Below are 13473 nucleotides of genomic sequence, written 5' to 3' on the forward strand. Positions count from 1 at the left end.
TTCTGTTGTCAGCCGCCCAGTGGCGGAATGCGGGAATCCGAATTCCGCCTGCCATAGGCGACGATCATTCCGGAATATCCGTCACGCACGGCTGCGGAGGATTTCAGACGCACCGTCCGGAAGTCGTCGGTGAATCGCTCCAGGCTCGCATCCACCTCCGCCTGCCCCACGTCGCAGGCGGGAAAGAAATGCTCACCCGCGTGATACCCCTTGGAATGCTCCATGAACGCGGCGGCGAACGGCGCGCCCGGGGCCAGCGCCCGCAGGAAGCACTCCACGCCCCGGTCGAACTCCTCCCGCGAGGAGGTCATCGACTCGGCGACGAAGAACATGGTGCCCATCGACCACCGGCCCTCGTGCCGGACGAGGTCGAAGAGGTTGCCCTCCTGGACCCGCACCACATCCCGGAACCGGGCCCTCGGGTCCATGTCCAGGGCGCCGTACGCCTCCTTCTTGCACAGCACGCGCCAGAACTGGTCCCAGTTGCCGTCGTAGGAGGCGACCTGGGACCTCAGGTAGCGGACGTTGGCGGAGGAGCGCTCGAACAGCGTGATCTCGTCGCACCAGGGCAGCATGGCGAGCGCGGGGTAGAGGTTGGCGCCGGCGCCGACGTCGATGCCGCTGACCGGACGGTCGCCGCGCCTCGGGAAATGATCGCCGAAATGATCCCGGATGACGGAAAGGATCTCCGCGTCCTCTGCCTGTAAGTCGCGGTAATTGTGATCTACGTAGGCGATCGGGTCGAATGCTGCCCAGCTCACGTCCGCATTCAGCTGAGCATCCCCCGAGGATCTCAAGGTCATTCGTCAAAGGTACCAACGCCGGAGGCGCGATGGATCCCCCTTGACAGACTATATACCTGCAATCCAGCGGCCGGATCAGGCCTTGAACCCCGCGATTCCCCCGGTCAAGATGGTATGAACTCTGCCTAACAGACCTGAAAAGGCGGACATCTCTCGTCCCACTGAAACCTCCCGTACCACCCGTATGGGCGTCAACGCGCAATTGACCCGGATCCGCAGGGGGCGGAATGGCGGCTCTTCCAGAGGAACGTTTCCCTTCACGCGCCGGCCGCGTGTTCCTGCGCGAACGGGCCTTCCTCGAACGCCCCCTGACGATGCGTGGCGTCACCGAGGCCGACCTGCCGGAACTGGTCCGGGTCGACCAGGAAGCGTTCCCCGAGGAGCCGTACCCCTACTTCGTGCTGCGGCAGCTGTACGACATCCACGGCGACCGCATGCTGGTCCTCGACGACGGGGAACGGCTGCACGGCTACGTCCTCTTCCCGGTCGCCCCGGACGGTCAGGGCTGGATCATGAGCCTCGGGGTCACCCGGGACCAGCGCGGACGGGGGCTCGGGCGGCGGCTGATGCTGGAGGTGCTGCGGCGGCTGCGCGCCGAGGGCGTGCGGGAGGTCCGGCTGACGGTGGAGCCGACCAACGCCGCCGCGATCATGCTGTACCGGTCGATCGGCTTCGTGTCCGAGGACGAGGTGCGCAAGGGCTACTTCGGACCCGAGGAGGACCGGCTGGTGATGACGCTGAGCCTGCGCCGCGGCTGAGACCGCGGGCACCGGTACCGCCCCGCCAGCGCGTGACACGCCTCCTTCGGCTCCCAGTGCCAGTCCGAACGCGGGTCCTCGGGGCGGTCCATTGTCCCACTGTGGCGAGCGGGGCCGCCGCGGTCTGTCGGCCGATGGTCTACGGCACGGCGACCAAGGTATGAGGCCGCGCGTCGCTCACTGCGGAGACCGTTTCCAGCAGTACGACCAAGGAGCCGGGCGCGGTCAGCTGAACCGCCGTACGTACCGCCGCTGCCACGGGGTTTCCACCGCCCGCGGGTCGTAGTGGCGGCGGACGTAGGCGACGGCGTCCTCGGGCGCCACCCCGTCCAGGACCGCGACACAGGCCAGCGCCGTGCCCGTACGGCCGCGTCCGCCCCCGCAGGCCAGTTCCACCCGCTCGTCGGCGGACCGCCGCCACGCCGCCCGAAGGACCTCGCGGGCCCGTTCGCGGTCGGCGGGGAGCCGGAAGTCGGGCCAGCGGAGCCAGACCGACTCCCAGTCGTAGGACGGGGGTTGGCCGCCCAGGAGGTAGACGCCGTACGTCGGTCGCGGGCCGTCCGCGGGGAGCGGGCGGCGCAGGGCGCGGCCGCGGATCAGGCGTCCCGAGGGGAGCCGCAGGACGCCGGGGGCGCCCTCGTCCCACTGTGAGTCGTCCGTCATGGACGTATTGGAACCCGGTCGCGGGGGCGGGGCAACCGAATCCGCGCGGACGGTGGTCTGGAGGGCGAGGGAGGGTGCTTGATGCAGGTCGATCTAGAAGACCGGTTCCAGGAGTTCGTCAGAGCCCGGTGGTCCCATCTCGTACGGACCGCGTATCTGCTCACGGGCGACGCGCACCACGCCGAGGACCTGACGCAGACCGCGCTGGCCAAGGCGTACCGGTCCTGGCGGCGGGTGGCGCGCAGCGACAACCCGGAGGCGTACGTCCGGCGGATGCTGGTCAGCTGCAACAGCGACCGGTTCCGCAAGCGGCGGGTGCCCGAGGCGCTGACCGCGGCCCCGCCGGAGCGGGCGGGCCGGGACGAGACGGCCTGGGCCGACGAGCGCAGCGCCCTGCTGCCCGCGCTCGCCCAGCTCCCTCCCCGGCAGCGGGCGGTGGTGGTGCTGCGGTACTGGGAGGACCTGTCCGAGGCGGAGGTGGCCGACGCGCTCGGCTGCTCGCCGGGCACCGTCAAGAGCCAGGCGTCCAAGGGCCTGGCGAAGTTGCGTACGTATCCGGGGCTCGCGCGGGCGAAGGGCGCCGGGGAACAGCCATGCGTCGACGGGGGGACCCACAGGTGAGCGAGGAAGAGCGGGACTTCGAGGAGCGGGTGCGCGAGCTGCTCGCCGAGGACGCCTACACCATCCGGCCGTCGACCGTGCCGTACCCGGAGATCCGGCGGCGCGGAACGGTGGAGCGGCGGCGCCGGGTGGCGGCGGCCGGGGCGGTGCTGGTGACGCTGGCCGCGCTGCCGGTGGGGGCGTACGCGGTGAGCGGCGGCGGCTCGGGAGGGAGCGGTGTCGCCGACGCGCCCACTGCCTCGGTGAGCGCCACGCGCTCCCCGAAGCCGACGCCGACCGCCCCCGCCGGTCCGGCGCGGCCCGCCACCGACGGGCAGTTGCTGGACGGCATCACCTTCGAGCGGGCGGCCGAGGCGGTGGACCAGTGCCTCGCGTACAACGCGCAGTTCACGCACGGCCCCGAGGAGATGGACCAGGACCTCGGCCCGGCGAGCAGCTACCGGATCATCCTCGCGATGAAGAGCACCGGTGACTCCAACGCGCCCGGTGACGGCATGTACGTCGTCGCGGTGAAGAAGGACGACCCGGCGGGCATCCGAATGATCTGCAACATCCGTGACGGTGAGGCGCAGGGCCTGAACATCGGCGGCGCGGACGCCTACCCGGGCGCGCCCGCGGTCCTGGCGGACATGAACGGCGGCAAGCTCTACCAGCAGTCGGTGCTGGACCGGGGGCACTGGAAACTGCCGTTCCGCTGGGGGGTGATCGGCACCTTCAAGCCGTCGGTCGCCAAGGTCACCGTCGAGTACGGCGGGGAGACCAGCCAGGCGGTGCTGGACCACGGCTGGTTCGTGGCCTCCGGGGTGCTGGACCACCAGGTGATCATGGCTCCCCGGATCAAGGGGTACGACGCCGGCGGGAAGCTCGTCTACGACTCCGACGAGGACGGCTCATACCAGAAGACCCTGCCGTAACAGGGGCCGTGAGGGGGTGCCGTACAGGGGTGGGCACCCCCTCCGGCGTTCCCCCGGGCAGGGCCGCGCCCGGCATTTCGCGGAGCCATTGGTCCGTTTTGTGGTGAAATGGCGCCGTGACTCTCAGCGTCTCCACGCCCGGCCGCCGGGCCTTCCTGCGACGCACCGGCGCGCTGGCCACCGCCGCCGCGGTCACCGCACCGCTCACGGCCTGCGGGCCGGAGTCCACCATCGCCCTGGACGGCCACGCGAGCGGCCCGGACCGCACGCTCACCGCGGTCATCGGCTACGGCAACGACGGCAGCTGGGACCCCGCGCAGACCGCGTCGGCGTTCGCCATGGCCGCCAACAACCACGTCTACGAAGGCCTGCTGGACACCGACCCGGTCTCCCGCGCCCCGTACCCGGCGCTCGCCACCGCACCGCCCGCCGACCCCAGCGCCACCACCTGGCGCTTCACGCTCCGCGAGGGCGCCACCTTCCACGACGGCGAGCCGGTCACCGCCGACGACGTGCTGTTCGTCTTCGACCGCGTCCTCGACCCCGCGACCGACACGCTCGCCAAGGGCTTCTTCGCGCCGTGGCTGAAGGGGGTCCGCAAGACCGGGCCCCGGGAGGTCGAGCTGGTGCTCAAGTACCCCTTCCCGGACGGGCTTTCCCGGCTCACCCTGGCCAAGATCATGCCCCGGCACGTGTACGCGCGGCCCGGCGGCTGGGAGGACGCCGTGCGGGGGAAGGCGGTCGGCTCGGGCCCGTACCGGCAGACCGCGCACCACCCGAAGTCCAACACCGTCTTCGAGGCGTACCCCGGCTACCACGGCCCGCGCCCGCCCGCCTTCCGGAGGATGAACTGGCTGACCGTCGTGGACGCGGCCCCCAGGGTCGCCCGGATCTCCGGGGCGAGCGCCGGGGCGCAGGTCGCCGACAACATCCCGTACGCCAATATCGGGCAGTTGGAGAGCGACGGGCTGACGGTCGCGGGCGGCGCCGGGATGAACAACCTGTTCCTGATGTTCAACACCGCGCACCCGCCCTTCGACGACGTACGGGTCCGCCAGGCCCTGCACTACGCCGTCGACACCGAGCAGATGATCGAGGTCGCCCTCAAGGGCCATGGCACACCGGCGAGTTCCTTCCTCGACCGGGCCAACCCCGCACACCGCCGCGCGCGCACCGTCTACGACCACGACCCGGACCGGGCACGGGCCTTGCTGAAGGCGGCCGGGGTCAGCGGGCTGGAGGTCGACCTGATGGCGGTGAACGTCAGCTGGATCGTGGACTGCCTGCCCACCATCAAGGCCTCCTGGGACGCGATCGGCGTCCGCACCACGCTCTCCCCGCAGGAGACGACGGCCGTCTTCACCAAGCTGGACCAGAACCAGGACTACCAGGTTGTCGCCGCCGCCTCGAACCCCAACCAGTTCGGCCTCGACGCCGACCTGATCATGCGTTACAACCACGGGCCCGACAACCTCTGGATGCGGTACACCCGTTGGGCCCGCAACCCGGTCGCGCGGCGGCTGTTCCGGGACATGGACCGGGCGGCCCGGGAGCCGGACCCGGACCGCAGGCGGGCGATGATCCAGGACTACGTCGATGTCGTCGCCGAACAGGCCGTGCTCTACCCGGTGGTCCACAACGAGCTGATGACGGCCTGGGACGCCCGGCTGCTCACCGGGCTGCGGGCCCAGCCCTATCCCGGGATCAACCTCCTGCAAGCGAAGTGGGCCTGACGGTATGACAGCTGTCGTACGGATCCTGCTGCGCCGGCTCGCCCTGCTGGTGCCGCTCACCCTCGGCATCGTGCTCTTCGTGTTCCTGGTGATGCGGTTCTCCGCCGTCGACCCGGCGTCCGCGTTCTTCCAGGGCGCCAACCCCACCCCCGCGCAACTGCGCACGTTCCGCGAGGAGAACGGCCTGCTGGACCCGCTGCCCGTGCGCTACGTCGCCTTCCTCGGCGACCTCCTCCACGGCGACCTCGGCACCAGCGCCCTCACCCGCGGCGAGGTCGCCGACCAGGTGCTGACCGCGCTGCCACTGACCCTCCAGCTCACCTTCCTCGGGCTCGGGATCGCGGTGGTGCTGGCGCTGCTCGGCGGGGTCGTCGCGGCCGTGTACCGGGACCGGCTGCCGGACCAGGTGATCCGCGTGGTCTCGCTGGTCGGGGTGGCGGCGCCCGGGTTCTGGCTGGCGCTGCTGATGATCCAGTACCTGGCGGTGGAGCTGGGCTGGTTCCCCTCCGGGGGTTACATCAATCCGGCCGACTCCGTCACCGGCTGGCTGTGGACGATGACCCTGCCCGCGCTGGCGCTGTCCCTGCCGGTAGCCGCGCAGCTCACCCGGATCGTGCGCACCTCGGTGGTGGAGGAGCTGGACAAGGACTACGTGCACACCGCGATCGCCGGGGGCCTGCCGCCGCGCGTGGTGGTGGGCCGGAACGTGCTCAGGAACGCGCTGGTCAATCCGCTGACCGTGCTCGGTCTTCGGGTCGGCTATCTGCTGGGCGGCGCGGTCGTCATCGAGACGATCTTCTCGCTGCCCGGCATGGGCAAGCTGATGATCGACGCGGTGAAGAACGGCGACCCGGCGGTCGTCCAGGGCGTGGTGCTGACCACCGCGTTCGGCTTCGTCGTCGTCAACCTCGTGATCGACGTCCTGTACCTGCTGGTCAACCCACGACTGAGGGACTCGGCCGCATGATCGTGAACCGTGCCGGGCTCACCCGGGCACTGGCCCGCCCCGGCATCCGCCTGCGCCGACTGCCGCCCTTGTCGAACGCGGCCCTCGCCTTCCTCGCACTGGTGGTCCTCGTCGCCGTGTGCGCGCCGCTGCTCGCCCCGCACGACCCGCTGGAGCAGCAGCCGCCCGTCGGCGGCACCGGGGCGCCGTCCGCCGCGCACTGGATGGGCCAGGACAGCCTGGGCCGGGACATCCTCAGCCGCCTGATGTACGGGGCGCGCTGGTCGCTGGCGATCGGGCTCGGCGCGACCGCGCTGGCCCTGGTGGCGGGCGCGCTGATCGGCACGGTGGCGGCGACCTCGCGGCGGGCGGTGGACGAGGCGCTGATGCGCTGTCTGGACGTGGTGATGGCGTTCCCCGGGATCGCCCTGGCCGCCGTCCTGGTCGCCGTCTTCGGCGGCGGGATCACAGTGCTGATCTGCGCGATCGCCTTCCTGTTCACCCCGCCCACGGCCCGGGTCGTGCGGGCCAACGTCCTGGACCAGTACGGCGAGGACTACGTGACCGCGGAACGGGTGATCGGCGCCCGCACCCCGCACATCGTGTGGCGGCACGTCGCCGTCAACTGCGCGGCGCCCGTGCTGGTGTTCTGCACGGTGCAGGTCGCCGAGGCGATCGTGTTCGAGGCGTCGCTGTCCTTCATCGGGGCGGGGGTTCGGCCGCCGGATCCGTCGTGGGGCAGTGTCATCGCCGACGGCAAGAACATGGTGCTGACCGGGGGCTGGTGGGCGACGGTGCTGCCGGGGCTGGTGATCCTCGGCACCGTGCTCTCGCTGAACCTCCTGGCGGAGGGCGTGTCGGACGCGTGGGCGGCGCCGGCGGCGCGGGAGGTGGCGGAGGCACCGGAGGCGGCGGACGCGGGCAGCGGTGCGCAGGTCACCGTGCTGCCGGGCCTCGCGGAGGCCGCCCGGCGGGTGCGGTCGAGGGCCCGGCCGCTGCCCTCCGGCACGGCACCGGTGCTGACGGTCGAGAACCTCGCCATCGGCTTCCCGGACCGCCACCGGGGCGTGGACATCGTCGACGGGATCAGCTTCGAGGTGCGGCCCGGCGAGGTGCTGGGGCTGGTCGGCGAGTCGGGCTGCGGCAAGTCGCTGACGGCGCAGACGGTGATGGGCCTGCCGCCGAAGGGTGCGCGGGTGCGCGGCCGGGTCCGCTTCCGGGGCCGGGACCTGCTGGCCGAGCCGATGCGGGCGCGGCGCAGGCTGCTCGGGCACGAGATCGCGATGGTCCACCAGGACGCCCTGTCCGCGCTGAACCCGGCGATGACGGTACGGGCCCAGCTCAAGCAGCTCGTACGGCGCGGCGGCCACCGCACCCCGGCCGAACTGCTCGCCCTGGTGGGCCTCGACCCCGACCGCACCCTGCGCAGTTACCCGCACGAACTGTCCGGCGGTCAGCGCCAGCGCGTCCTGATCGCCATGGCCCTGTCCCGGGACCCACGGCTGATCGTCGCCGACGAACCGACGACGGCCCTGGACGTCACCGTGCAGGCGCAGATCATGACCCTGCTGCTGCGGCTGCGCGAGGAACTGGGTTTCGCCCTGGTCCTCGTCTCGCACGACCTCGCCCTGGTCGCGGAGGTCACCGACCGGGTGGTGGTGATGTACGGCGGCCAGGTCGTCGAAACGGGCACGACCGCCGACCTGCTCGAACAACCGGCCCACCACTACACCCGGGGCCTGCTCGGCAGCGTCCTCTCTCTGGAGGCGGCCTCGGCCCGCCTGACCCAGATCAAGGGCGTGGTCCCGTCCCCCGCGGACTTCCCGGCGGGCTGCCGCTTCGCCACCCGCTGCCCCAGCACGACGCCCCACTGCCGGACCGACCGCCCACCCCTGCTGGGCACCCCCACGCATACGGCGGCCTGCCATGAACCGGCGGTCGCGCTGGCTCGGAGAAAGGCAGCGCAGTGACCGCCATCGTCGAGCTGCACGACACCCACGTCACCCACAAGGCCCGCGGCGGCGGCCTCCTCACCCGCGACCGCGTCCACGCCCTCACCGGCGTCGACTTCCGCGTCGCCCCCGGTGAGACCGTCGGCGTCGTCGGTGAGTCCGGGTGCGGCAAGTCGACCCTGGCCAAGGTGCTGGTGGGAGTGGAGCGGCCGGCGGCCGGCACCGTGCTCTTCCGGGGCCGTGACCTCTGGGGCATGGCCCCGGGCGAGCGGCGTACCACCGTGGGCCGCAGCACCGGAATGATCTTCCAGGACCCCTCCACCGCCCTGAACCGTCGTCTGACCGTGGGGCGCATCCTGCGCGACCCCCTCGACGTCCACGAACACGGCACCGGACGTGAACGTGAGGACCGGGTAAGGGAGTTGATTGCGCTGGTCGGGCTGCCCCCGGCGCTCGCCGACGCCCTGCCCGGACAGCTGTCCGGAGGTCAGCGGCAACGCGTCGCCATCGCCCGCGCCCTCGCACTCGAACCCGAACTGGTGGTGGCCGACGAGCCGACCAGCGCCCTGGACGTGTCCGTCCGCGCGCAGATCCTGAACCTGCTGCTCGACCTCAAGGAACGCCTGGGCCTCGCCCTCGTCTTCGTCTCGCACGACATCCAGACCGTGCGCCGGATGAGCGACCGGGTGGTCACGATGTACCTGGGCCGGATCGTGGAGGAGGCACCGGCCGACCGGGTGACGGACCGCTCCTGCCACCCGTACACCCGCGCCCTGTTCTCCGCCGCGCCCGGCCTGTTGCGGACCGCGGAGCCGATTCCGCTGGCCGGGCCGGTCCCGTCGGCGACCCGGCCGCCGAGCGGGTGCGCCTTCCGGACGCGATGCTGGAAGGCGACAGAGCTGTGCGCGCGGCAGGTGCCGGAACTCGCCGACGCGTCCACGCCGGGGCACCGGTACCGCTGCCACCATCCTGTCGACGAGGACCGGTCGACCCGCGACCTGGCACAGTCCGCAAGGGAGCCCTCATGAATCCGCTCACCGGTGTCGTCCCTCCCGTGTGCACCCCCCTGACACCGGACCGCGAGATCGACGTCCACTCGCTGCTCAGGCTGGTCGACCACCTGATCGACGGCGGGGTGTCGGGCCTGTTCGTGCTCGGGTCGACCTCCGAGGCCGCCTTCCTGACGGACCGGCAGCGGCGCCTGGTCGTCGAGACGGTGGCCCTGCACGTGGGCGGCCGGCTCCCGGTGCTGGCCGGGGTCATCGACATGACCACGCCCCGCGTGCTGGACCAGGTGTCACGGGCCGCGGCGGCCGGCGCGGACGCCGTCGTGGCCACCGCCCCCTTCTACGCGGCCACCCATCCGGCCGAACTCGCCCGCCACTTCCGCCTGATCGCCGCCGGCAGCCCCGTCCCCGTGATCGCCTACGACATCCCGGCCGCCGTGCACACCAAGCTCCCCGCCGACCTGGTCCTGAAGCTCGCCGCGGAGGGCGTGCTGGCCGGGCTGAAGGACTCCAGCGGCGACCTGGCGGGCTTCCGCGAGGTCGTCACCGGCGCCCGCGACCGCTCCGACATCTCCGGCTTCAGCGTGCTCACCGGCTCGGAGCTGTTCGTGGACGCGGCCCTGGAACTGGGCGCGGACGGGGCGGTGCCGGGACTGGCCAACGTCGACCCGCACGGCTACGTCCGCCTGGACCGCCTCTGCCGCGCCGGCGACCGGCACCGGGCCCGCGCCGAGCAGGAGCGGCTGTGCGCCCTGTACGGCATGGTCCGGGCCGGTGACCCGGACCGGATGGGCGGCAGTTCGTCGGCGCTCGGCGCCTTCAAGGCGGCCCTGCACCTGCGCGGCGTCATCGACTGCCCGGCGACGGCCCACCCGCAGGTACCGCTCACGCCGGACGAAGTGGCGCGAGTGGGCAAGTTCCTCGCGTCGGCGGGACTGCTCTAGGGTCTGAGTTCCGCCACCGGCAGCCTGCGGAACTCGATCGACTCGTACGGCCCCTTCAGCCCCGTCTCGTACAGCACGCCGACCGTGTCCGCGTCGACCTGCACCAGGTCGGAGTAGGCGGCCCGGCGCTCGGACAGCGTGAGCGCCTTGGTGAAGCCCGCCCCGCCGTCGGTGCTGCGCCACACCGCCATGGACTGCCGGGCCGTGGGCACGGACGGGCCGGAGAACAGCAGCGGCGCCCCGTCGCCGGCGAGCTGCAGGACGCTGCCCTGCACCACCGGCACCTCGTCGAGGGCGGACTGGATCGCGTACGGCCGGGTCAGGGTCTCGGCGCCGTCCTCGGACCAGCTGTCGAGACGGTTGCCGATGCCGCTGCCGTGCTGGTCGCGGGCGTTGAAGTAGAGGCGGCCGTCGGGCAGTTCGGTGGCCGTGGTCTCGTTGGCGTTGTGGAGTCCGTCGTAGTCACCGGCCACGAATCCGATGTGCCAGGTGGCGCCGCCGTCGTCACTGACGATCGCGTGGCCGCCGTAGTACCTGGGCTCCTGACCGGAGTCGGCGGAGCCGGGCGGCGGGGCCACCGAGTGGTTCGCGGGGATCACCAGGCGCCCGGCGTGCGGGCCGTGACGGAGGGCCACGGCGTGGCCGGGGCCGGTGGCGTACCAGCGCCAGTCGGGCCGCTTGACCTGCTCGGTGATCTCCTCGGGCGGGCTGAAGCTCTCCCCGTCGTCCCGGCTGCGCTGGACGAAGACCCGGCGGCCCTGCTGGGCCGTCACCTCGCCCCGCATGATCTGCCCCTCGGTCACCGTGCCGCCGTTGTACGACGTGACCAGCACGACCGCGCCGGTCCGCGGGTCCACCACCGGCGCCGGATTGCCGCGCGTGTCGCCGTCCCCGTACGCCACCACGGTCTGCGTGCCCCAGGTGCAGCCGCCGTCGGTGGAGCGGCGCAGCACGACGTCGATGTTCCCGGTGTCGCCCGCGCCGTCCCGGCGGCCCTCGGCGAAGGCCAGCAGGGTGCCGGCGGGCGTGGTGACGGTCGCCGGGATGCGGTAGGAGGCGTAGCCGCCCTGACCGGAGACGTAGGGCACGGAGGAGGTGCACTCGGCGGCAGCGGCGGCCGGGCCGGTCGTGGTGACCGGGGTGAGGAGTACCGCGGTGACGAGGAGAGTGCGGCTGAGCAGGGTCATCGAGCTCCCTTGACGGAATGCCGGTTGCTGACGGTCCGTCACAGGGTTCCCGGGGTCACCAGCCCCGACTCGTAGGCCACGATCACCAGCTGCGCCCGGTCCCGCGCCCCCAGCTTGCCCATGATCCGGCTGACGTGGGTCTTCGCGGTGAGCGGGCTGAGCCCCAACGCCTCGGCGATCTCGGTGTTGTTGAGCCCGCGCGCGACCAGCGCGAGCACCTCGCGCTCCCGCTCCGACAGGCCCTCCGGACCGCCCACCGACGGCGCCGAGGGGCTGCGCAGAAATCGCGCGATCAGCCGTGCGGTGGGCCCCGGCGACAGCAGCGCCTCCCCGGCGGCGACCGTGCGGATCGCGTCGAGGAGGTCGGCCGGGCGGGTGTCCTTCACCAGGAACCCGGAGGCCCCGGCGCGCAGCGCCTCCACGATGTGCTCGTCGGTGTCGTAGGTGGTGAGCACCAGGACCCGTACCCCGGCCAGGTCCTCGTCGGCGGCGATGAGCCGGGTCGCCTCGATGCCGTCGAGGTCGGGCATGCGGATGTCCATCACCACCAGGTCGGCGCGTTCGGCGCGGGCCAGCTCCACGGCCTCGCGGCCGGTCGCGGCCTGTCCGACGACCTCCATGTCCGGCGCGGACTCGACGAGCATGGCGAACGCGGCCCGGACCAGGGTCTGGTCGTCGGCGAGCAGGACGCGGACGGTCACGTGGCTCCTCCCAGCGGCAGTACGGCGGTGACGTGGAAGCCGCCCGGTGCGCGCGGCCCGGCGTCGAGTGTGCCGCCCACGCTGCGCGCCCGCTCGCGCATTCCGACCAGACCGAACCCGGGTGCCTTGCCACCCGGAGTCGGTCCGGCGCCGTCGTCGGTGACCGCCAGATGCAGGGCGCCGTCCCGCTCGTGCAGGTCTATGCGTACGGCCGGTTCGGGTCCCGCGTGCCGTACGGCGTTGGTGAGCGCCTCCTGCACGATGCGGTAGGCGGCGGCGCCGACAGCGGGGGGCGCCTGGTGGACCCGTACCGTCTGCTCCACCTTGGCGCCCGCGAGGCGGGCCGCCTCCACCAGGTCGGGCAGGCCGTCCAGGCCGGGCAGCGGGCCGCGCGCGTCCGGTCCGGGCTCGCGCAGCACCTCCAGCGTGGTGCGCAGTTCGCCGCGCGCGGTGCGGCAGGTCTCGGCGATGTCGTCGAGGGCCTTGGCGAGAGTCGCCCGGTCCAGCCGCTCGGGGTCGGCGTTCAGGACATGGGCGGCGACGGAGGTCTGCACGCCGATCAGGGTGATGCTGTGGGCGAGCAGATCGTGCAGGTCGCGGGCGATGCGCAGGCGTTCCTCGGCGACCCGGCGGCGGGCCTCCTCCTCGCGGGTGCGTTCGGCGCGTTCGGCTCGTTCGAAGACGGCGGCGATGTACTGGCGGTAGAAGCGGACGTCGATGCCGACGAAGATGACGGCGAAGACCCAGCCGTAGATGCGCAGCAGTTCGGCGGCCTCCTTGCCGCCGTTGATGGTGAGCATCGCGGTCATCGACAGGAAGAGTCCACTGCCGGCCACCAGGATCGTGCGCAGGGCGCGCTGGGTGACGGTGACCGTGTACAGCGCGATGAACGAGGCGGGGACGGGCGCGGTGTGGTTGTTGTCGAGGCCGTGGTACGGCAGGACGAGCGCCACCACCGCCACGAACACCAGCAGCGGTCGGCGCCGCCGCCACAGCAGCGGCACATGCGCGCCGACGAGGAGGGCCCAGCCGACCGCGTCGGGCCGCCGGCCGGCGTCGGTGATCGTGCCCAGGAACACGGCGAGGACGAGCGCCGCCACCGCGAGCAGGGCGTCGTTGCGGGCGCCGTGCGGGGCGGTGGTCGGGTCGCGGTTGATGGCGGCCATGATCCGCTCCCCTGTTCGGGGGCGGGCCGCGGGGCTGGTGGGCTGCACGGGGTCATCCTCCGCTGGAAGGCGCCCCTC

Annotated in this window: 13 protein-coding genes; 8 read left to right on the top strand and 5 right to left on the bottom strand. The window is 72.3% G+C overall.

Going from position 1 to position 13473, the window contains the following annotated elements; translation table 11 throughout:
• Positions 1-8 precede the first annotated feature (8 nt).
• Positions 9-803 carry an SCO2525 family SAM-dependent methyltransferase gene (locus ACZ7L7_RS03480; protein WP_285511190.1) on the bottom strand — a complete coding sequence of 265 codons (795 nt, stop codon included), beginning with the start codon at positions 801-803 and terminating at the stop codon, positions 9-11.
• Positions 804-1030: 227 nt separating this feature from the next.
• On the opposite strand from ACZ7L7_RS03480, the gene ACZ7L7_RS03485 reads away from it, so the two are divergent.
• The gene (locus ACZ7L7_RS03485) at positions 1031-1561 is read left to right on the top strand and encodes a GNAT family N-acetyltransferase (protein WP_472074612.1); all 531 of its coding nucleotides are present in this window, start codon (positions 1031-1033) and stop codon (positions 1559-1561) included.
• Between the two features lie 225 nt (positions 1562-1786).
• Here ACZ7L7_RS03485 and ACZ7L7_RS03490 read toward each other — a convergent pair whose 3' ends face one another.
• The gene (locus ACZ7L7_RS03490) at positions 1787-2224 is read right to left on the bottom strand and encodes a protein-tyrosine phosphatase family protein (RefSeq protein WP_453600264.1); all 438 of its coding nucleotides are present in this window, start codon (positions 2222-2224) and stop codon (positions 1787-1789) included.
• 81 nt (positions 2225-2305) lie between these two features.
• Between ACZ7L7_RS03490 and ACZ7L7_RS03495 the strand changes: the two genes are divergently transcribed.
• The 7 genes from ACZ7L7_RS03495 (at position 2306) to ACZ7L7_RS03525 (ending at position 10341) form a co-directional block, all read left to right on the top strand.
• Positions 2306-2845: a SigE family RNA polymerase sigma factor gene (locus ACZ7L7_RS03495; RefSeq protein WP_285511187.1), complete on the top strand. Its 540-nt coding sequence runs from the start codon at positions 2306-2308 to the stop codon at positions 2843-2845.
• Positions 2818-3759: a hypothetical protein gene (locus tag ACZ7L7_RS03500; protein ID WP_471592015.1), complete on the top strand. Its 942-nt coding sequence runs from the start codon at positions 2818-2820 to the stop codon at positions 3757-3759. The genes ACZ7L7_RS03495 and ACZ7L7_RS03500 overlap by 28 nt, the downstream gene beginning before the upstream one ends.
• Positions 3760-3875: 116 nt before the next feature.
• Complete coding sequence (locus ACZ7L7_RS03505) at positions 3876-5492, top strand: ABC transporter substrate-binding protein (RefSeq protein WP_472074615.1); 1617 nt, start codon at positions 3876-3878, stop codon at positions 5490-5492.
• 4 nt (positions 5493-5496) lie between these two features.
• Complete coding sequence (locus ACZ7L7_RS03510) at positions 5497-6459, top strand: ABC transporter permease (RefSeq protein ID WP_471592013.1); 963 nt, start codon at positions 5497-5499, stop codon at positions 6457-6459.
• A complete protein-coding gene (locus ACZ7L7_RS03515) occupies positions 6456-8408 on the top strand; it encodes a dipeptide/oligopeptide/nickel ABC transporter permease/ATP-binding protein (RefSeq protein ID WP_472074617.1) in 1953 nt (650 codons plus the stop codon). The genes ACZ7L7_RS03510 and ACZ7L7_RS03515 overlap by 4 nt, the downstream gene beginning before the upstream one ends.
• Positions 8405-9418: an ABC transporter ATP-binding protein gene (locus ACZ7L7_RS03520; RefSeq protein ID WP_471592011.1), complete on the top strand. Its 1014-nt coding sequence runs from the start codon at positions 8405-8407 to the stop codon at positions 9416-9418. The genes ACZ7L7_RS03515 and ACZ7L7_RS03520 overlap by 4 nt, the downstream gene beginning before the upstream one ends.
• Positions 9415-10341: a dihydrodipicolinate synthase family protein gene (locus ACZ7L7_RS03525; RefSeq protein ID WP_453600248.1), complete on the top strand. Its 927-nt coding sequence runs from the start codon at positions 9415-9417 to the stop codon at positions 10339-10341. The genes ACZ7L7_RS03520 and ACZ7L7_RS03525 overlap by 4 nt, the downstream gene beginning before the upstream one ends.
• Here ACZ7L7_RS03525 and ACZ7L7_RS03530 read toward each other — a convergent pair.
• The 3 genes from ACZ7L7_RS03530 to ACZ7L7_RS03540 are packed head-to-tail and all read right to left on the bottom strand — an operon-like array spanning position 10338 to position 13395.
• A complete protein-coding gene (locus ACZ7L7_RS03530) occupies positions 10338-11528 on the bottom strand; it encodes a sialidase family protein (RefSeq protein WP_285511180.1) in 1191 nt (396 codons plus the stop codon). The two genes, ACZ7L7_RS03525 and ACZ7L7_RS03530, sit on opposite strands and share 4 nt — an antisense overlap.
• Positions 11529-11566: 38 nt before the next feature.
• A complete protein-coding gene (locus ACZ7L7_RS03535) occupies positions 11567-12229 on the bottom strand; it encodes a response regulator (protein ID WP_285511179.1) in 663 nt (220 codons plus the stop codon).
• Entirely contained in the window at positions 12226-13395 is a 1170-nt protein-coding gene (locus ACZ7L7_RS03540) for a sensor histidine kinase (RefSeq protein ID WP_453600287.1), read from the bottom strand. Before ACZ7L7_RS03540 ends, ACZ7L7_RS03535 begins: the two co-directional genes overlap by 4 nt.
• Positions 13396-13473 lie beyond the last annotated feature (78 nt).

Source organism: Streptomyces sp. NPDC110618 (assembly GCF_055657065.1).

Excerpts from the sequence above, each read along its gene's own strand:
- ACZ7L7_RS03530 (WP_285511180.1), bottom strand. The coding sequence starts at position 11,528 with ATGACCCTGCTCAGCCGCACTCTCCTCGTCACCGCGGTACTCCTCACC.
- ACZ7L7_RS03480 (WP_285511190.1), bottom strand. The coding sequence starts at position 803 with ATGACCTTGAGATCCTCGGGGGATGCTCAGCTGAATGCGGACGTGAGC.
- ACZ7L7_RS03540 (WP_453600287.1), bottom strand. The coding sequence starts at position 13,395 with ATGGCCGCCATCAACCGCGACCCGACCACCGCCCCGCACGGCGCCCGC.
- ACZ7L7_RS03485 (WP_472074612.1), top strand. The coding sequence starts at position 1,031 with ATGGCGGCTCTTCCAGAGGAACGTTTCCCTTCACGCGCCGGCCGCGTG.
- ACZ7L7_RS03515 (WP_472074617.1), top strand. The coding sequence starts at position 6,456 with ATGATCGTGAACCGTGCCGGGCTCACCCGGGCACTGGCCCGCCCCGGC.
- ACZ7L7_RS03490 (WP_453600264.1), bottom strand. The coding sequence starts at position 2,224 with ATGACGGACGACTCACAGTGGGACGAGGGCGCCCCCGGCGTCCTGCGG.
- ACZ7L7_RS03525 (WP_453600248.1), top strand. The coding sequence starts at position 9,415 with ATGAATCCGCTCACCGGTGTCGTCCCTCCCGTGTGCACCCCCCTGACA.
- ACZ7L7_RS03500 (WP_471592015.1), top strand. The coding sequence starts at position 2,818 with ATGCGTCGACGGGGGGACCCACAGGTGAGCGAGGAAGAGCGGGACTTC.
- ACZ7L7_RS03495 (WP_285511187.1), top strand. The coding sequence starts at position 2,306 with ATGCAGGTCGATCTAGAAGACCGGTTCCAGGAGTTCGTCAGAGCCCGG.
- ACZ7L7_RS03510 (WP_471592013.1), top strand. The coding sequence starts at position 5,497 with ATGACAGCTGTCGTACGGATCCTGCTGCGCCGGCTCGCCCTGCTGGTG.